The sequence below is a fragment of the Kitasatospora sp. NPDC059088 genome, assembly GCF_042738155.1.
Classification (GTDB): Bacteria; Actinomycetota; Actinomycetes; order Streptomycetales; family Streptomycetaceae; genus Kitasatospora.
On record NZ_JBHYGR010000068.1, the window covers coordinates 1 to 19,676 of the forward strand.

The window sequence follows — 19,676 nt, forward strand, 5'->3', positions numbered from 1 at the left end:
GCGCCGCGCCGCCCCCGCGGCCGCCCCGCAGCCGCCGTCGTCCGGCCGCCGCCGCGGCGGCTCCGACGTCCCGGGCCGCGCCCAGCCGGTCCAGCCGGCACCGACCCTGGCCGTCCCCGAGCCCGGCGTCCGGCCCGCCCTGCGCGGCCGCCCCGGCCGGCCGTACCCCGGCGGCCCGGCGGACGCCCGGCAGGGCCTGGCCGCGCCGCCCGGGGGCAGCCTGCTGGACATGCTCAAGGTCGCCATCGCGATCCTGGACACCGCGGGCCGGGTGGTGCTGTGGAGCCCGGCCGCCGAGGAGCTGCTCGGCTGGCCGAGCGAGCTGCTGGTCGGCCGCCGGATCGACGAGCTGATCCCGGACCAGGAGCAGGTCGCCCGGATCCGGACCGCGGTCCAGGACACCCTGCGGCACGGCCGCTGGGCGGGCAACGCCGAACTGCGCGACCGGGACGGCGTGCCGGTCGCCGTGGACGCCCGGATCTCCCTGCTGGTGGACGGCGACGGCACCCCGTTCCTCCAGGTCAACCTGGCCGAGGCGGCCGCCGTACGGGCCATCGAGCGGGACCTCGCGGTGCGCGACGCGCTGTTCGAGCAGTCCCCGCTGGGCATCGCCATCCTGGACACCGACCTGCGCTACACCGCCGTCAACCAGACCCTGGCCGAGATGAACGGCGTCGCCCTGGAGGACCACGTCGGCCGCACCACCGGCGAGACCCTGCCCGAGCGGGCCGCCGACGAGATCACCGCGATCCAGCGCCAGGTGCTGGCCACCGGCGAGCCGGTCATCGACGTCACCCTCGCCTCCCCGGTCACCACCCGGGCCGGCTACCGCTCGATCTCCTACAGCCGGATGACCGACCGGGCCGGCCGGGTGCTCGGCATCTCCGGCACCGTCATGGACGTGACGGAGCGTTACCGAGCGGTGGCCAAGGTCGAACACGCCCGGCGGCGGCTCTCGCTGCTCAACGAGTTCGGCTCCCGGGTCGGAGACCTGCTCGACGCCGCCCGGATCGCCCAGGAACTGGCCAACTCGGTGGTGCCCCGGCTGACCGACCACTCCGCGGTGATCCTGCTCCAGGCCGTCGCGCACGGTGACGACCTGCCCCGGCACGGCCACGACCGGCGCACCTCGCTGCTCCAGCTCGGCACCGCCTCGGTCCAGGACGGCCCCGAGGTCGAGGTGATGCTCCGGCGCGGCGCCCGGATCACCTTCGCGGAGGACTCCGCCTGTGGCCGGGTGCTGCGCACCGGGGTGCCCGAACTGCTGTCCGGCGCCGACCAGCTGGACGACGTCACCTACCCCGGCGACCCCAAGATGCAGGCCGCCCACGACCTGGGCGTGCACTCGATGCTGGTGGTCCCGCTGCGCGCCCGCGGCATCGTGATCGGCCTGCTGCTGGTCAGCCGGGCCGGCTACCGCGAGGGCTTCGACCGGGACGACCTCGCCTTCACCGTCGAACTCGCCGACCGGGCCGGCAGCTCGCTGGACAACGCCCGGCTGTACGCCCGCGAGCGCACCGCCGCGCTCACCCTCCAGCGCACCCTGCTCCCGCAGCAGGTCCCCCAGCCCACCGGCGTCGAGGTCGCCTACCGGTACGTGCCCGGCAGCAGCGGCACCGAGGTCGGCGGCGACTGGTTCGACGTCATCCCGCTGCCCGGCGACCGGACCGCGCTGGTGGTCGGCGACGTGATGGGCCACGGCCTGCGGGCCGCCGCCACGATGGGCCGGCTGCGCACCGCCGTCCGGGTGCTGGCCGCCCTCGACCTTCCGCCGGACGTCCTGCTGCGGCACGTCCACGAGCTGGCCGACGACCTCGCCCAGGGCCCGGACGAGGCGCTGCTCGCCACCTGCGTCTACGCCGTCTTCGACCCGGGCACGGCGAAGCTGACGGTGGCCAAGGCCGGGCACATCCCGCCGGTGCTGGTGGTGCCGGGCGAGGGGGCGGTGGAGCCGACCCGCACCGGTGGCCCGCTGCGCGGCGGGGCCGGGCGGATCCTCGACCTGCCCTCCGGCGCCCCGCTCGGCGTGGGCGGAGTTCCGTTCGAATCGGTCGAACTGAAGATCCCCGAGGGCAGCCTGCTCGCGCTCTGCACCGACGGCCTGGTGGAGTCCCGGGACAAGGACCTCGACGTCGGCCTGGGCCGGCTGGTCACCGTGCTCCAGGAGCCGCACGCCTCCATCCAGGCCGCCTGCGAGGCGGTGCTGGACACCATGGAGCAGGGCCGCGAGCCGGACGACGTCGCCCTGCTGCTGGCCCGGCTCGGGCACGGCCAGGCCGGTACCCCGACGGCCGGCTGGACGCTGCCCGCCGAGCCGACCGCCGTCTCCCGGGCCCGCCGGCTGGTCCGCGCCGCGCTCGCCGAGTGGGGTGTCGAGGACCTCACCGACACCGCGGAGCTGCTGGTCAGCGAGCTGGTCACGAACGCCGTCCGGTACGCCAGCGCCCCGATCGGGGTCCGGCTCACCCTCGGCGAGACCCTGCTGGTCGAGATCTCCGACCCGCTGCCGGACCCGCCCCGGGAGCGCCACGCGGCCGAGGCCGACGAGGGCGGCCGGGGCCTGGAGCTGGTGCACCGGCTCGCGCTGCACTGGGGTGCCCGGGCCGAGGGGATCGGCAAGGTGGTCTGGTTCGAGCTGGCACTGCCGGGTAGTGACACCGGCGAGGAGTGACGCGAGTAGAGCGTCCGGACCGTCGGGAGAACCGTGCTGCATATGCCAACGGGCGCTCAGGGGGAGCGCGCGCTCCGGAAGGGGGCGCGGGCGTGGCATTGTGGTTGCGCGGGCGGTAGGACAAAAACCTTCGCCCGATCTGATGTTGTGATGTTGAGGGCGTGTGAACGCACCCCTCGATGATGAATACTCGGTCTTCTCGACATCCGGACGGTCGCGGGTTGGAGGGGTCGGTCCGTTGAACAGCACTCCGGCGCGGAACGCGCCGAGCAGCAGCGGTCATGCCGCTGTGCCCGGGCAGGCCGGTTCCCCGCACCTGCCCGTACCGGCGCCGCCGCCGGCCCGCGCCGCCGCCGGCTCGGGCCGCGACGGCCGCGCCGCGGCCCACCCGGCCGCCGAATCCCGGCCCTGGGGCGCCGGGGACCCGGGCTCGATCTACGACTACATCCGGGTCGCCACCTTCGCGATCGGCCCCGACGGCCGGATCAGCCAGTGGAGCGAGCGCGCCGCCGAGTTCTTCGGCGTCCCCGCCGCCGAGGCCGTGGGCGCCGACCCGATCAGCACCTTCGTCCCCCGCGAACTCTGGCGCCGCGGCCGCGCCCGGCTGGAGCGCACCCTGGCCGGCGAGGAGTGGGTCGGCACCACCCCCTACCGGGACGCCGCCGGCGGCGAGGGACTCGCCGAGCTCTACCTGATGCCCGACAGCGCCCTGCCCACCGCGGGCGCCACCTGTCTGGCGGTCGACCTCGGCCGGCTGCGCCGGATCGAGACCGACCTCGCCGCCTCCGAAGCCGTCTTCGGGCAGACGCCCACCGGCTTCGTGCTCTTCGACGACCGGCTGCGGCTGCAGCGGGTCAACGACGCCTTCGCCTCCGGAATGGGCCTCGTCCCCACCGACCTGGAGGGCCTCACCCCGCACGACCTCTTCCCGCCGTCCGAGGCCGACCGGCTCAGTGCCGCCCTGCGCAAGGTCCTCGCCACCGGGGAGCCCGTCTTCGACCTGCGCTTCCACAGCGCCGTCCCGACCCGCGAGGGCAACCGGCTCTGGGCCGTCTCGCTGTACCGGCTCAACGGCTCGGCCGGGCAGCCGATGGGCGTGGCCGGACAGGTCTCCGACGTCACCAGCCGGCACGTCGCCGAGCGCGAGGCCGACGGCGTGCGCCGCAACCTCGCCCTGCTCAACGAGGCCAGCGCGCACATCGGCTCCACCCTCGACCTGGAGACCACTGCCAAGGAGCTCCTGGACGTGGTCGTCCCGCCGTTCTGCGACCTCGCCACCGTCGACCTGTACACCGCGCTGCTCTCCGGCGAGACCGTCCCCAGCGCCGGGCGCCTCGGCGACACCGTGCTCACCGACGGCAGCGGCGAACTGCGCCGGGTCGCCGTCTCCAGCGTCATCGGCGGCGCCTCCTCGGTGCTCGGCTCGGTCACCGGCCTGCCGATCGCCGAAGCCGGCGGCACCCTCTGCTACCCGCGCCGCTCCCCGCACGCCCGGGCGCTGCGCACCGGCCGCAGCGTCGTCCCCGAGCCCGGCCGCGACCCGCTGCTGCGCTCCACCCTGATCGTCCCGCTGGTCGCCCGCGACCAGGTGCTGGGCCTCGTCCAGCTCTCCCGGGCGATCGGCAGCGAGCCCTTCGACGCCCGCGACGTGGCGATCGCCGAGGAGCTGGTGGCCCGCGCCGCCGTCTGCATCGACAACGCCCGGCTCTACCGCCGCGAGCACGAGCGGGCGCTGATCCTCCAGCGCAGCCTGCTGCCCCCGGGCAACCCGGCCGCCAGCGGCCTGGAGATCGCCTGCCGCTACCTGCCCAGCAACAACAACACCGAGGTCGGCGGCGACTGGTTCGACGTCATCCCGCTGCCCGGCAACCGCACCGCCCTGGTCATCGGCGACGTGATGGGCCGTGGTCTGCGCGCCGCCGTCGCGATGGGCCAACTGCGCACCGCGGTAAGGACCCTGGCCATGCTCGACCTCGACCCGGCTGAGGTGCTCGGCGCGCTGGACGAGATCGCCCGCGGCCTCGGCGACGACTCCGTCCCGGCCGGGCCGCCCACCCAGTACGGCCGGCTCACCTCGACGGCCGACGAGGAGGCCCGCGAGGTCTACCTGGCCACCTGCGTGTACGCCGTGTACGACGCCGTCACCCGCCGCTGCGTGTTCGCCAACGCCGGCCACCTGCCGCCCGTGCTGCTCAGCCCGGGCGAGCCCGCCCTGATGCTCGACGTGCCGCCCGGCCTGCCGCTCGGCGTCGGCGGCGAGCCCTTCGAGGAGGTCGAGCTGACCCTCCCGGACGGCGCCTTGCTCGGCCTCTACACCGACGGCCTGGTGGAGAGCCGCAAGCACCAGCTGGACGAGGGCCTGCGCGCCTTCCGGGCCGCGCTCAGCGACCGCGGCAAGGGCCTGGAGGACCTCTGCGACCACGTCCTCGGCGAGCTCGACCCGCACCACGGCGAGGACGACATCGCCCTGCTGATGGCCAAGGTGCACGCCTTCCCCGAGGACGCGGTCGGCAACTGGTTCCTGCCGCCCGAGCCGACCTCCGTCGCCAAGGCCCGTGAACTGGCCTGCAGTTGGCTGCTCGCCCGGGGGCTGGACGAGCTGGTCGACACCACCGAGCTGCTGGTCAGCGAGCTGGTGACGAACGCGCTCAAGCACGGCCGGGGCGAGATCCGGCTGCGGCTGCTGCGCGAGCGCAGCATGGTCTGCGAGGTCTGGGACGACGGCTACGCCCAGCCCCGGCAGCGGCGCGCCCAGGAGACCGACGAGGGCGGGCGCGGCCTGCAGCTGGTCAGCCTGCTGGCCGAGCGCTGGGGCAGCCGGCGCACGCCCAAGGGCAAGATCGTCTGGTTCGAGCTGGCGCTGTAGCGCCCGGCGGGGCTGGGCCGTACGGGTGCAGTCGCCCGGCGGCCCGCCGTGTCGGCGCGGGCCGGGCGGGGCGGGCGGCGTTCGATGGCCGCCATGCGCGTCCGCCAGCTCACCGCCGCAGCCGCCGCACTGCTGCTCGCCGCCGGGCTCGGCGGCTGCTCCGACGACCGGGGCCGCGGCCCCTCGCCCGCACCGGCCCGGGCCGAGCCCACCGCCACCACCGGGGACGTCCGCGCCGCCGAGCGCGGCGCCGTCCGGGACGGCGGCACGCTCAGCTGGGCGCTGGACGGCGTCCCGGCCACGCTCAACGTCTACCAGCGCGGGGCCGGCGCCGACTCGGCGCTGCTCGCGCACGCGCTGTACCCCTCGCTGTTCCGGCCCGACGAGCGCGGGCGGCTCGTCCCGGACCCGGACTACCTGGTGGGCGCCGAGTCCACCCCGCCCGGGCAGCAGCCGCAGGTGGTCACCTACCGGCTCAACCCGCACGCCGTCTGGACCGACGGCACCCCGCTGTCGGCCGCCGACCTCGGTGCCCAGCGGGCCGCCCTGTCCGGCCTGGACCCGGCCTACCTGGGCGGGCCGGCGGCCGGGTACGAGGCCGTCGACTCGGTCGCCGAGGGCGCCGACCCGCACGAGGTCAAGGTGACCTTCCGGCGGCCGTTCGCCGAGTGGCGGGCCCTGTTCGGGCCGCTCTACCCGGCCGCCGAGACGGCCACGCCGGCCGCCTTCAACCGGGCGCTGACCGGCGCCGGCCACCTGAGCGCCGGGCCGTACGCGCTCACCCGGTACGACGAGGACGGCGGGCGGGTCACCGTGGAGCGCAACCCGCTCTGGTGGGGGGACCGGCCGAAGACCGACCGGATCGACTTCCTGGCCACGCCGCCCGAGCGGCGGCTGGACGCGCTGGACCAGGGCCGGCTGGACGTCGCCCCGCTCACCGCCGCGGTGGACCGGGCGGTGCCGCCGCCCGCGCCGTCGCCCGCACCGCCGTCGCCAGCACCGTCCTCCCCGGCCCCGTCCAAGGGCGGCTCCGCGGCCGCCGCCCCGCCCGAGGCGGCGCCCGAAGCGGTGCCCGAGGCGGCGGCGTCGGCGCTACGGCGGGCCGAGTCGCTGCCCGGGGTCACCGTGCACCGGGCGGCCGCCCCCTCGCTCACCCAGCTCACCCTCAACGCCACCCGCGGCCCGCTCGGCGACCCGGCCCTGCGGCGGGCGGTGGCCCGGGCGGTGGACCGGCGGTCGATCGCCGAGGCCGCGCTGGCCCCGCTCGGCCTGCCCGGCGCCCCGCTCGGCAGCCACCTGCTCGCCGGCGACCAGGAGGGCTACCGGGACGACAGCGCCGCGATCGGACCGGCCGACGCCGCGACGCTGCTGGACGAGGCCGGCTGGAAGCTGTTGAACGGGAGCACCCGGACCAAGGACGGCAAGGAGCTCGTCCTCACCCTGCTCGTCCCGGCCGGCTCCGCGACCGCCCGGCGCACCGCCGACGCGCTCACCGCGGACCTCGACGGGTACGGCATCGGGGTGAGGACGCTGACCGCGCCCGCCGACACCTTCGTCCCGGAGCAGCTGGCCGACGGCGACTACGACCTCGCGCTGTTCTCCTGGCCGGTCGGCCCCAGCCCGGCCGTGGAGCAGCGCGCCGCGTACGCCAAGCCCCGGCCGGACGCCGACGGCGCGCTCGAGTCCGGCGGCAACTACGGCCGCAGCGGCACCGAGGAGATCGACCGGCTGTTCGACCGGGCGGTCACCGAACTCGACCCGGCGGCCCGGCTGGACCTGTTGCAGGAGGCGGACGTCCGGATCTGGCAGCTCGGGCACTCCGTCCCGCTCTACCAGCGGCCGGAACTGGTGGGGGTGCGGACCGGCGTGGCCGGGGCGGGGGCCTTCGGCTTCGGCTGGCCGCGCTTCCAGGACGTGGGCCGGAGCCGGTAGCGGAGCCGGGCGGGCCGGGCCACCGGAGTGCGAACGGGGGAGTGTCGGAAGGCGACCGCGGGGTGACGGGGACGTGACTCGTCTGTGATCTTGATCCCGCCCGACCTGCTCGTTTCTGCCGCCTTGGACGGTTCCCCGTACCATAGGGAAAAGCCGAGGCATGTCCAGATGCCCGGCGGGTGGACCGGTAGTAGCAGGCGGAACGGGTGGCGCGGCCGAAGGGCCGCCGGTGCGCGTCTCGCGGCCGGGCCCGCCGTAACCCACGATTCCGGGAGAATCCGCAAGGCATGCCCACGCGCAACGACATCCGTAACGTCGCCATCGTCGCCCACGTCGACCACGGCAAGACCACGCTGGTCGACGCCATGCTCAAGCAGGCCGGTGCCTTCGCGGCCCACCAGCAGCTCGACGACCGCATGATGGACTCGAACGACCTGGAGCGCGAGAAGGGCATCACCATTCTCGCGAAGAACACCGCCGTCAAGTACCACCCGAAGGATGGTGGCGCTCCGATCACCATCAACATCATCGACACCCCGGGCCACGCCGACTTCGGTGGCGAGGTCGAGCGCGGTCTGTCGATGGTGGACGCGGTCGTGCTGCTGGTCGACGCCTCCGAGGGCCCGCTGCCGCAGACCCGCTTCGTGCTCCGCAAGGCGCTCACCGCCAAGCTGCCCGTCATCCTGTGCATCAACAAGACGGACCGCCCGGACTCCCGGATCGACGAGGTCATCAACGAGACCTACGACCTGTTCCTGGACCTGGACGCGGACGAGGACCAGATCGAGTTCCCGATCGTCTACGCCTGTGCGCGTGACGGCGTGGCCTCGCTGACCAAGCCGGAGAACGGCACCGTCCCGGCCGACAGCACCAGCCTGGAGCCGTTCTTCTCCACCCTGCTGGAGCACGTCCCGGCCCCGAGCTACGACGAGGACGCGCCGCTCCAGGCCCACGTCACCAACCTGGACGCCGACAACTTCCTCGGCCGCATCGCGCTGCTGCGCGTCGAGCAGGGCGAGCTGCGCAAGGGCCAGACCGTGGCCTGGATCAAGCGCGACGGCACCATCTCGAACGTCCGCATCTCCGAGCTGCTGATGACCGAGGCGCTCACCCGCAAGCCGGCCGAGGTGGCGGGCCCCGGTGACATCTGCGCCGTCGCCGGCATCGGCGAGATCATGATCGGCGAGACCCTGGCCGACCCGGAGAACCCGATCGCGCTGCCGCTGATCACGGTGGACGAGCCGGCCATCTCGATGACCATCGGCACCAACACCTCGCCGCTGGTCGGCCGCGGCGGCAGCGGCAAGGGCGCGGACGCCAAGGCCGGCGTCAAGGTGGACCGCAAGGTCACCGCCCGCCAGGTGAAGGACCGCCTGGACCGCGAGCTGATCGGTAACGTCTCGCTGCGCGTCCTGGACACCGAGCGTCCGGACGCCTGGGAGGTGCAGGGCCGCGGTGAGCTGGCGCTGGCCATCCTGATCGAGACCATGCGCCGCGAGGGCTTCGAGCTGACCGTCGGCAAGCCGCAGGTGGTCACCAAGGAGGTCAACGGCAAGACCCACGAGCCGGTCGAGCGCCTCACGGTGGACGTGCCCGAGGAGCACATGGGTGCCGTCACCCAGCTCATGGGCATCCGCAAGGGCCGGATGGACAACATGTCCAACCACGGCTCGGGCTGGGTCCGGATGGAGTTCGTCGTGCCGTCCCGCGGCCTGATCGGCTTCCGCACCGAGTTCCTCACCAACACCCGCGGCACCGGCATCGCCCACTCGATCCACGAGGGCCACGAGCCGTGGTTCGGCAACCTGACCACCCGCAACAACGGCTCGCTGGTCGCCGACCGGGCCGGCGTGGTCACCGCCTTCGCGATGACCAACCTCCAGGAGCGCGGCGTGCTCTTCTGCGAGCCGGGCACCGAGGTGTACGAGGGCATGATCGTCGGTGAGAACTCGCGCGCCGACGACATGGACGTGAACATCACCAAGGAGAAGAAGCTCACCAACATGCGGTCCGCGAACGCGGACGTGGCCGAGTCGATCGTCCCGCCGCGCAAGCTCTCGCTGGAGCAGTCGCTGGAGTTCTGCCGCGAGGACGAGTGCATCGAGGTGACCCCGGAGACGGTTCGCATCCGTAAGGTCGTGCTGGACCAGAAGGACCGCGGACGCACCGCCTCGCGCGCCAAGAAGGCGTGATCCGGACGCTCTGACCGGCCTTTGGCCGGAATGCTTCGCCCCCCTTTCCGATGGAGAGGGGGGCGAACTTTTTCAACTACTCCAAGTTGTCGGGGCCGCTATTAACGGAATAGCGCTCATCACACCCAGGTGTCCGCTGAGCGAACGTGACAGTTCGTCATCCGTGACGACTGTCCGTTTGGTGCCTGTCTGGCTATGTCTCATATGTCCGGTTTTCGAAACTTACCGACTGTTCATGTGACCTAATTGAGATCGTCACTGGTCACTTTCGTGTCCGTGCGTGACGGATAGTGGGTGCAGTCAGGCTCGGGTCAAGGGTGAACGCGCAGGGGTGCGCGCCGAAACCACGAGCGCGGACGGCATTGCGGGTCCGGTGATCACCGTTCCGCGTTGCCCTCCTCGTCGCAAACGTCGAATTCAGGAGGCACACCGATGCGTGGTGTGAGCCAGGCCAAGTGGGTTGTCGCAGCTGTTGCTGTCGCGCTCGCCGCGACTGCTTGTAGCAGCAGCGGCAGCAGCGACACCTCCGGGAGCTCGGACAGCGCCGCGGTCGACCCCTCGGGCACGTTCAGCTTCCAGAGCGCGGAGCCGCAGCGTCCGCTGCAGCCGGCCAACGCCATGGAGAACCAGGGCGGCCGTATCGTCAAGCAGCTGTTCACGGGCCTCGTCGACTACGACCCCGCGACCGGTGCTCTTCGCAACCAGGTGGCCGACAAGATCGAGACCACCGACGCCAAGAACTACACCGTCACGCTGAAGTCCGGCTGGACCTTCCACGACGGCACCCCGGTCACCTCCAAGTCCTTCGTGGACTCCTGGAACTGGTCCGCCAACCCGGCCAACAACCAGATCAACTCCGACTGGTTCTCGGACATCGTCGGCTACGACGCCGTCCACCCGGACAAGGGCGACCCGACCGCCAAGGAGATGGCCGGCCTCAAGGTCGTCGACGACACCCACTTCACCATCGAACTGGCCCAGCCCGTCTCGTACTTCACGTACAAGCTCGGCTACTCGGCCTTCTTCCCGCTCCCCACCGGGTTCTTCGCGGACCCGAAGGGCTTCGGCGAGAAGCCGGTCGGCAACGGCCCGTACCAGTTCGTGTCGTGGGAGCACAACAAGGCCATCACGCTCAAGGCCTACGACAAGTACACCGGCACCAACAAGGCGAAGAACGGCGGGATCGTCTTCCGCAGCTACACCTCGCCCGAGGCCGCGTACAAGGACCTGATGTCCGACACGCTGGACGTGCTGGACCAGGTCGACTCGACCGACCTGCCCAAGTACAAGGACGACCTGGGCAAGCGCGCGATCGACCAGGCCCAGGGCGCGATCCAGAACATCTCCTTCGCGCTGTACAACGCGGACTGGTCCTCCATGGACAAGGACAAGGCCGCCAAGGTGCGCCAGGGCCTGTCGATGGCGATCGACCGCGACACCATCACCAAGACGGTGCTGAACAACAGCCGTCAGCCCGCCGACTCGTTCGTGGCGCCGGGCGTCATGGGCTACAAGGCCGGCGTCTGCGGCGACGCCTGCAAGTACGACCCGGCCAAGGCCAAGCAGCTCATCACCGACAACGGTGGCGTCCCCGGCGGCAAGATCACCATCCTGTACAACTCCGACGGTGGCCACAAGGAGTGGGTGGACGCGGTCTGCAACTCGATCCGCCAGGCGACCGGCGTCGAGTGCCTCGGTGACCCGAAGCCGGACTTCAAGACCTCGCGTGACATCGTCACCAAGAAGCAGGTCCAGAGCATGATGCGGACCGGCTGGGTGCAGGACTACCCGCTGAACGCCAACTTCCTGCGGGACGTCTACGGCACCGGTGCCGCCGCGAACGACGCCGGCTACTCCAGCCCGGAGTTCGACAACCTGGCGAAGCAGGCCGACGCGGCCACCACGGTCGAGAAGACCGCCGAGCTCTACCAGCAGGCCGAGGCCGTTCTGGCCAAGGACATGCCGGCGATCCCGCTCTGGTACTACAAGACCAACTCGGGCTACTCGAACAACGTCCAGAACGTGAAGTTCAACTCCTTCGGCGACCCGGTCTACACCGACGTCGAGGTCAAGAAGAAGAAGTAATCGGTCGGCACCGCCTGACCCGGTGACAACGGCCGGTGCCCGTCCCATCCCCACAAGGGCGAGGACTGGCACCGGCCGTTGGCACGCCGACTTATCTCTTGCCGGGTTGACGGGCCCGGCAGAGCCATACATGGAGGCACGATGGGGCGCTTTGTCGCGAGGCGACTGCTCCAGATGATTCCGGTGTTCCTCGGAACGACCGCACTCATCTTTTTCATGGTGCACTTGCTGCCCGGTGACCCGCTGGCAGCACTGTGGGGCGACAAGGCGCCGGACCCGGTGCAGCTCGCAGCCCTGAAGCACCAGCAGCACCTGGACCAGCCGCTGGTCCAGCAGTACCTCTCCTACATGGGGGGCCTGCTCACCGGCGACTTCGGCAAGGCACTGGACGGACGTCCGGTGCTCGACAAGATCACCGAGGTACTTCCGGTCACGGTCCGGCTGGCGCTGTTCGCGTTCGCCATCGAGATCGTGGTCGGCATCGGCATCGGCCTGATCGCGGGCCTGCGCCGCGGCAAGATCTTCGACAAGGGTGCGCTGGTCTTCACCCTGCTGCTGATCTCGATCCCGGTCCCCGTGCTGGGCTTCCTGTTCCAGACGATCTTCGGCATCAACCTCAAGTGGGTCACGCCGACCGTCCAGCACAGCGACGACATCACCCAGCTGGTGCTGCCGGCCGTCGTGCTCGGCTCGCTGTCGCTGGCCTACGTCGCGCGCCTCACCCGTACCTCCATCGCCGAGAACATCAAGGCCGACTACGTCCGCACCGCGGTGGCCAAGGGCCTGCCGCGCCGGAAGGTCATCGGCACCCACCTGCTGCGCAACTCGCTGATCCCGGTGGTCACCTTCCTCGGCACCGACCTCGGCGCCCTGATGGGCGGCGCGATCGTCACCGAGGGCATCTTCAACGTCCAGGGTGTCGGCCACGCGCTCTACCAAGCGATCAACATGAAGGAGGGCGCGACCGTCTCCGGCTTCGTGGCCTTCCTGGTGATCGTCTACCTGGCCGCCGGCCTGATCGTCGACCTGCTTTACGCGGTCCTGGACCCGAGGATCCGGTATGCCTGACCTGACCGAGAAGAAGACGACCGGGAAGATCCCGGCCCAGGCCACCGTCGCGGCGGCCGCCAAGCCGGAGAAGGCGCGCAGCCTCGGCTCCGACGCCTGGCACGACCTCCGGCGCAAGCCGATCTTCGTGATCTCCGGGCTGCTCATCCTGCTGCTGATCGTGATCGCGATCGCCCCCGGGCTGTTCACCTCGGTGGACCCGCGCGCCGGCGACCTGCGCAACCACTTCCACACCCCGCCGGTCTACGACCACTTCTTCGAGGGTGACTGGTTCGGCTACGACGGCCAGGGCCGCAGCATCTACGCCCGCATCATCTACGGCGCCCGCGCCTCGGTCGTGGTCGGCATCTGCGTCACCGTCGGTACGACCGTCCTCGGCGGTATCGCCGGCATGGTCGCCGGCTACTTCGGCGGCTGGGTCGACACGATCATCTCCCGCATCACCGACATCTTCTTCGGCATCCCGCTGCTGCTCGGCGCGCTGGTGATCCTCAACGCCTTCCCGACCCGCACGATCTGGAGCGTGGTCTTCGCCCTGATCGCCCTGGGCTGGACCCAGATGACCCGTGTCATGCGCGGTTCGGTGATCACGGTCAAGCAGTCCGACTTCGTGACGGCGGCCAAGGCGCTCGGCGCCAGCACCAGCCGGATCATGTTCCGGCACATCCTGCCGAACGCGATCGCCCCGGTGATCGTGGTCGCCACCATCTCCCTCGGCGGCTACATCGCCCTGGAGGCGACGCTGAGCTTCCTGGGTATCGGTCTGCAGGACCCGACCATCTCCTGGGGCATCGACATCGCCTCGGCCCAGAAGCTGATCCGTACGGCGCCGTTCGCGCTGTTCTTCCCGGCAGGCATGCTGAGCCTCACCGTGCTGGCCTTCATCATGCTCGGCGACGCGGTGCGCGACGCCCTCGACCCGAAGCTCCGCTGAGAGAAGAGGTGACGACCCGATGACCACCGTGATCGAGAACAACCAGAAGAGCGATCGTCTCGAAGTCGGAACCCCGCTCCTGGAGGTCAAGGACCTCCACGTGGAGTTCCACACCCGGGACGGCGTCGCCAAGGCCGTCAACGGCGTCAACTACTCCGTCGCGGCCGGCGAGACCCTCGCCGTCCTCGGCGAGTCCGGCTCCGGCAAGTCCGTGACGGCCCAGACCATCATGGGCATCCTGGACATGCCCCCGGGCAAGGTGACCCAGGGCGAGATCCTGTTCCGCGGCCGGGACATGCTCAAGATGAGCAACGAGGAGCGGCGCAAGATCCGCGGCCAGAAGATCGCGATGATCTTCCAGGACGCGCTCTCGGCGCTCAACCCCGTGCTCAGCGTGGGCTACCAGCTCGGCGAGATGTTCCGGGTGCACCAGGGCGCCTCCAAGTCCGAGGCCAAGGCCAAGGCCATCGAGCTGATGGACCGGGTGCGCATCCCCGCCGCCAAGCAGCGGGTGAACGACTACCCGCACCAGTTCTCCGGCGGCATGCGCCAGCGCATCATGATCGCCATGGCGCTGTCGATGCAGCCCGACCTGATCATCGCCGACGAGCCCACCACCGCGCTGGACGTCACCGTCCAGGCCCAGGTGATGGACCTGCTGGCGGAGCTCCAGGCCGAGTACAACATGGGCCTGATCCTGATCACCCACGACCTCGGCGTGGTCGCCGACGTCGCGGACAAGATCGCCGTGATGTACGCGGGCCGGATCGTCGAGACCGCCCCGGTGCACGAGCTGTACGCGAACCCCGCGCACCCGTACACCAAGGGCCTGCTGCGCTCGATCCCGCGCCTGGACCAGAAGGGCCAGGAGCTGTACGCGATCAAGGGCCTGCCCCCGAACCTGCTCAAGGTTCCGGCCGGCTGCGCGTTCAACCCCCGCTGCGACGTCGCCACCGACCTGTGCCGCACGGAGGTCCCGCTGCTGCACCACGTGACCGACGAGGACGGCACGGAGATCACCGGCCGCCGCAGCGCGTGCCACCTCTGGAAGGAGACCCTCCATGGCTGAGAACATCCTGGAGGTCAAGGACCTGGTCAAGCACTACCCGCTGACCCAGGGCGTCCTGTTCAAGAAGCAGGTCGGCGCGGTCAAGGCCGTCGACGGCATCAGCTTCGAGCTCAAGAAGGGCGAGACGCTCGGCATCGTCGGCGAGTCCGGCTGTGGCAAGTCCACGCTGGCCAAGGTGCTGATGAACCTGGAGCGGGCCACCTCCGGTCAGGTGCTGTTCAAGGGCGAGGACATCTCCACCCTGAGCGGCGCGGCCCTCAAGGCCGTCCGACGCAACATCCAGATGGTGTTCCAGGACCCGTACACCTCGCTGAACCCGCGGATGACGGTCGGCGACATCATCGGTGAGCCGTTCGAGATCCACCCCGAGGTGGCGCCCAAGGGCGACCGCCGCAAGGCCGTCCAGGACCTGCTGGACGTGGTCGGGCTCAACCCGGAGTACATCAACCGGTACCCGCACCAGTTCTCCGGCGGCCAGCGCCAGCGCATCGGCATCGCCCGCGGCCTCGCGCTCAAGCCGGAGATCATCATCTGCGACGAGCCGGTCTCGGCCCTGGACGTGTCCGTCCAGGCGCAGGTGATCAACCTGCTGGAGCAGCTGCAGGGCGAGTTCGGCCTGTCGTACATGTTCATCGCGCACGACCTCTCCATCGTCCGGCACATCTCCGACCGCGTCGGCGTGATGTACCTGGGCAAGATGGTCGAGATCGGCTCCGACGAGCAGATCTACGAGAACGCCACCCACCCGTACACCCAGGCGCTGCTGTCGGCCGTGCCGGTGCCGGACCCGACGGCGCGCGAGTCCCGCGAGCGGATCATCCTCACCGGGGACATCCCCTCGCCGGCCAACCCGCCGTCCGGCTGCCGCTTCCGCACCCGCTGCTGGAAGGCGGAGGAGCGCTGCGCCGAGGAGATCCCGCTGCTGGCGATCCCGACCACGCTGGAGGGCCCGGCCGCCCACGAGTCGGCCTGCCACTTCGCCGAGGTCCGGGAGTCGGCCGCGGCCTGACGTCCCGTACGCACCAGGAAGGGTCCGCGGCTCCGGCCGCGGGCCCTTCCGGCGTTCCGGGCGCCGGGAGGACCCGGCGCCGCGTCAACTCGGCAGGGGGGTCACGGCACCCGTCCGGGTGCACCCGGCTCGCGCCGTCGCCGGGGCGCGCTTCTCATGGGGTGTGATGCGACACACACCCCTTGAGGAGGGACCTCCATGCCCGTAGCCGCCCGTGCTCGCCTGGTCCTCGCCGCTGCGACGTCCGTGGTCCTGGTGGCCACCGGGTGCGGCAGCAGCGGGGGAGGCGGTGGCAACGGCTCGTCGGACGCCGGCAAGACGTTCAGCTACCAGAGCAATGAGCCGCAGAACCCACTGCAGCCCGCCAACGCCAACGAGGTGGGCGGCGGTCGCATCATCCAGAACCTGTTCAAGGGGCTGGTCGACTACGATCCCAGCAACGCCAAGATCCGGATGCAGGTCGCGGACAAGATCGACACCAGTGACTCGCAGACCTTCACCATCACCCTGAAGGACGGCTGGAAGTTCCACGACGGCACCCCGGTGCACGCCAAGAACTTCGTGGACGCCTGGAACTGGGGCGCCAACCCGGCCAACGCCCAGATCAACAGCTCCTGGTTCTCCGACATCGAGGGCTACCAGGACGTCCACCCGGCCACCGGCAAGGCGACCACGGACAAGATGTCCGGCCTGAGCGTCACCGACGACCTGCACTTCACCGTCAAGCTCAGCCACAAGGTCTCGTACTTCGAGTACAAGCTCGGCTACATCGCCTTCTCGCCGCTGCCGGACGCCTTCTTCAAGGACCCGGCCGGGTACGGGCAGAAGCCGGTGGGCAACGGCCCGTACCAGTTCGTCAGCTGGTCGCACAACACCGAGGTGGTCACCAAGACCTTCCCGGACTACCAGGGCGTGGACAAGCCGAAGAACGGCGGCATCGTCTTCAAGATGTACACCACGTCCGAGGCCGCCTACGCGGACCTCCAGTCCAGCAACCTCGACGTGATGGACCAGGTGCCGCCGTCGGCGCTGGCGAACTACAAGAACGACCTCGGCGACCGGGCCATCGACGCCCCGCAGGGCGCGATCCAGAACATCGGCTTCACGCTGTACCAGGCCGACTGGTCCTCGCCGGACAAGGCGAAGGTGCGCCAGGGCCTGTCGATGGCGATCGACCGGGACATCATCACCAAGACGGTGCTCCAGGGCTCCCGCAAGCCCGCCACCGCCTGGGTCGCCGAGGGCGTCGAGGGCTACAAGGACGGCGCCTGCGGCGACTTCTGCAAGTTCGACGCGGCCAAGGCCAAGCAGCTGATCCAGGAGGGCGGCGGCGTCCCCGGCAACAAGCTGCTGATCACCTACAACGCGGACGGCGGCCACAAGGAGTGGGTCGACGCCGTCTGCAACTCGATCCGGCAGAGCACCGGCGTGGACTGCCTGGGCGACCCGAAGCCCGACTTCAAGACCGCCCGCGCGGCGATCACCGCCCACCAGCTCAACGGAGCCTTCCGCACCGGCTGGGTGCAGGACTACCCGCTGAACGCCAACTTCCTCTCCGACGTCTACCGCACCGGCGCGGCCTCCAACGACTTCGGCTACAGCAACCCGCAGTTCGACGACGCCGCCACCAAGGCCGACGAGGCCGCCAGCGTCGCCGACACGGTGACCGGCTACCAGCAGGCCGAGGCGGTGCTGCCGAGCGGCATGCCGGCCATCCCGCTCTGGTACTACCGCACCAACTCGGGCTACTCGAACAAGGTGCAGAACGTGAAGTTCGACTCCTTCGGCAACCCGGCCTGGACCCAGGTCGAGGTCAAGGGCTGACCCGCCCCCCACGCGGCCCCGCCCTCCCCGCACGGAGGGCGGGGCCCGGTCCTCCCGGCCGGTCGCCCCCGGCCGGGTCACGCCCTGGAAGGAGGCTCGGATGGGCAGTTACGTGCTGCGGCGGGTGCTGCAGATGATCCCGGTGTTCTTCGGCACCACGCTGCTGATCTTCCTGATGGTCTACACGCTGCCCGGAGACCCGGTGACGGCGCTGTTCGGGGAGAAGGCGGCCGACCCGGCCGTGGTGGCCAGCATCAAGCACAAGTACTTCCTCGACCAACCGGTCTGGAAGCAGTACCTGCACTACATGGCGAACCTGTTCCAGGGCGACTTCGGCACCAGCTTCACCGGCCGCCCGGTCTCCGACATCATGGCCGGGGCCTTCCCGGTCACCATCCGGCTCGCGCTGCTGGCCTTCGTGTTCGAGCTGGTCCTCGGCCTCGCCCTCGGCCTGGTCTCCGGACTGTGGCGCGGCAGCATCGCGGACACCCTGGTGCTGGTGCTGACCCTGGTGGTGATCTCGATCCCGGTCTTCGTGCTGGCGTACATCGCGCAGACGATCTTCGCCACCAATCTGGGCTGGGTCACCCCGACCGTGCAGGACAGCTACGACCTCTCCCAACTCGTCCTGCCCGCCGTGGTGCTGGGCTCGCTCTCGCTCGCCTACGTGGCCCGGCTGACCCGGACCTCGATCGGCGAGAACCTGCGGGCCGACTACATGCGCACCGCCGTCGCCAAGGGCCTGCCCCGGCGCACCATCATCCTGCGCCACCTGCTGCGCAACTCGCTGATCCCGGTGGTCACCTTCCTCGGCACCGACCTGGGCGCCCTGATGGGCGGCGCGATCGTCACCGAGGGCATCTTCAACGTGCAGGGCATCGGCAACGTCCTGTACCGGGCGATCAACACGAAGGAAGGGCCCACCGTGGTCGGCATCGTGACCGTCCTGGTGATCGTCTACCTGGTCGCCAGCCTGCTCGTCGACCTGCTCTACGCGGTCCTGGACCCGAGGATCCGCTATGCCTGACATCCACGACGAGGACTCGCCCAAGCCGCACCCCAAGCCCGGCGTCGCACGCCTGGACTACGCGGGCGAGCAGGGCATGGCGGTCGAGCAGGAGACCCTGGTCGAACCCGACGTGGAGAAGCGGGAGGAAGCCCGCAGCCTCTGGGGCGACGCCTGGCGGGACCTGCGCCGGCGGCCGATCTTCCTGATCTCCGCGGTGCTGATCCTGCTGCTGGTGGTGATGGCGGTCTTCCCGTACGCCTTCACCGACGCCGACCCGCGCAAGGCCGACCTGGTGAACGACTACCTGCGCCGGCCCGCCTGGGGCGACGTCTTCGGCACCGGCTGGTTCGGCTACGACGCCCAGGGCCGCTCCATCTTCGCCCGGGTCATCTACGGCGCCCGCGCCTCGATCACCGTCGGCATCTTCGTGACCGCCGCGGTCACCGTGCTCGGCGGGCTGACCGGCATGGTCGCCGGGTACTTCGGCGGCGCCGTGGACGCGGTGATCTCCCGGATCATCGACATCTTCTTCGGCATCCCGCTGCTGCTCGGCGCCCTGGTGCTGCTGAACGCCTTCGCCACCCGCACGGTCTGGAGCGTGGTCATCGCCCTCGGCGTGCTCGGCTGGACCCAGATCGCCCGCGTCATGCGCGGCGCGGTGCTGACCGTCAAACAGGCCGACTACGTGGTGGCCGGCCGGGCGCTCGGCGCCGGGACGGGGCGGCTGATGTTCCGGCACATCCTGCCGAACGCGATCGCCCCGGTGATCGTGGTCGCCACCATCGCGCTCGGCGGCTACATCGCGGCCGAGGCCACGCTGAGCTTCCTCGGCATCGGCCTCCAGGACCCGACCATCTCCTGGGGCATCGACATCTCCTCCGCCCAGAAGGTGATCCGCACGGCGCCGTACGTGCTGTTCTTCCCGGCCGCGGCGCTCTCCGTCACCGTGCTGGCCTTCATCATGCTGGGCGACGCGGTGCGCGACGCCCTCGACCCGAAGCTTCGCTGAGCGAGGGG

At 70.8% G+C, this 19,676-nt stretch carries 12 protein-coding genes; all 12 read left to right on the forward strand.

The genetic code is table 11. The features are described from left to right. The coding region (locus ACFWXO_RS26930; protein WP_380526644.1) for a SpoIIE family protein phosphatase at positions 1-2,671 on the forward strand (2,671 nt) is incomplete at its 5' end. Positions 2,672-2,909: 238 nt separating this feature from the next. Continuing rightward, the gene (locus ACFWXO_RS26935; protein ID WP_380526646.1) at positions 2,910-5,537 is read left to right on the forward strand and encodes a SpoIIE family protein phosphatase; all 2,628 of its coding nucleotides are present in this window, start codon (positions 2,910-2,912) and stop codon (positions 5,535-5,537) included. A 93-nt stretch (positions 5,538-5,630) separates the two neighbouring features. Then, a complete protein-coding gene (locus ACFWXO_RS26940; RefSeq protein WP_380526648.1) occupies positions 5,631-7,469 on the forward strand; it encodes an ABC transporter family substrate-binding protein in 1,839 nt (612 codons plus the stop codon). Positions 7,470-7,756: 287 nt separating this feature from the next. After that, the gene (typA, locus tag ACFWXO_RS26945; RefSeq protein WP_380526650.1) at positions 7,757-9,661 is read left to right on the forward strand and encodes a translational GTPase TypA; all 1,905 of its coding nucleotides are present in this window, start codon (positions 7,757-7,759) and stop codon (positions 9,659-9,661) included. A 432-nt stretch (positions 9,662-10,093) separates the two neighbouring features. Further along, positions 10,094-11,746 (forward strand): ABC transporter substrate-binding protein, encoded by a 1,653-nt coding sequence (locus tag ACFWXO_RS26950; protein ID WP_375884705.1) that lies wholly within the window; start codon positions 10,094-10,096, stop codon positions 11,744-11,746. Positions 11,747-11,887: 141 nt separating this feature from the next. Next, entirely contained in the window at positions 11,888-12,814 is a 927-nt protein-coding gene (locus ACFWXO_RS26955; RefSeq protein WP_380526651.1) for an ABC transporter permease, read from the forward strand. Beyond that, positions 12,807-13,748 (forward strand): ABC transporter permease, encoded by a 942-nt coding sequence (locus tag ACFWXO_RS26960; RefSeq protein WP_380526652.1) that lies wholly within the window; start codon positions 12,807-12,809, stop codon positions 13,746-13,748. Before ACFWXO_RS26955 ends, ACFWXO_RS26960 begins: the two co-directional genes overlap by 8 nt. A 19-nt stretch (positions 13,749-13,767) precedes the next feature. Further along, positions 13,768-14,817, forward strand: a complete 1,050-nt coding sequence (locus ACFWXO_RS26965; protein WP_375884713.1) for an ABC transporter ATP-binding protein — start codon at positions 13,768-13,770, stop codon at positions 14,815-14,817. After that, positions 14,810-15,826 (forward strand): ABC transporter ATP-binding protein, encoded by a 1,017-nt coding sequence (locus ACFWXO_RS26970; RefSeq protein ID WP_375884716.1) that lies wholly within the window; start codon positions 14,810-14,812, stop codon positions 15,824-15,826. The genes ACFWXO_RS26965 and ACFWXO_RS26970 overlap by 8 nt, the downstream gene beginning before the upstream one ends. 198 nt (positions 15,827-16,024) lie before the next feature. Next, the gene (locus ACFWXO_RS26975; protein WP_380526655.1) at positions 16,025-17,650 is read left to right on the forward strand and encodes an ABC transporter substrate-binding protein; all 1,626 of its coding nucleotides are present in this window, start codon (positions 16,025-16,027) and stop codon (positions 17,648-17,650) included. Positions 17,651-17,750: 100 nt separating this feature from the next. Continuing rightward, a complete protein-coding gene (locus tag ACFWXO_RS26980) occupies positions 17,751-18,677 on the forward strand; it encodes an ABC transporter permease (protein ID WP_375884720.1) in 927 nt (308 codons plus the stop codon). A gap of 76 nt (positions 18,678-18,753) precedes the next feature. Then, positions 18,754-19,668 (forward strand): ABC transporter permease, encoded by a 915-nt coding sequence (locus ACFWXO_RS26985; RefSeq protein ID WP_375884880.1) that lies wholly within the window; start codon positions 18,754-18,756, stop codon positions 19,666-19,668. Positions 19,669-19,676 lie beyond the last annotated feature (8 nt).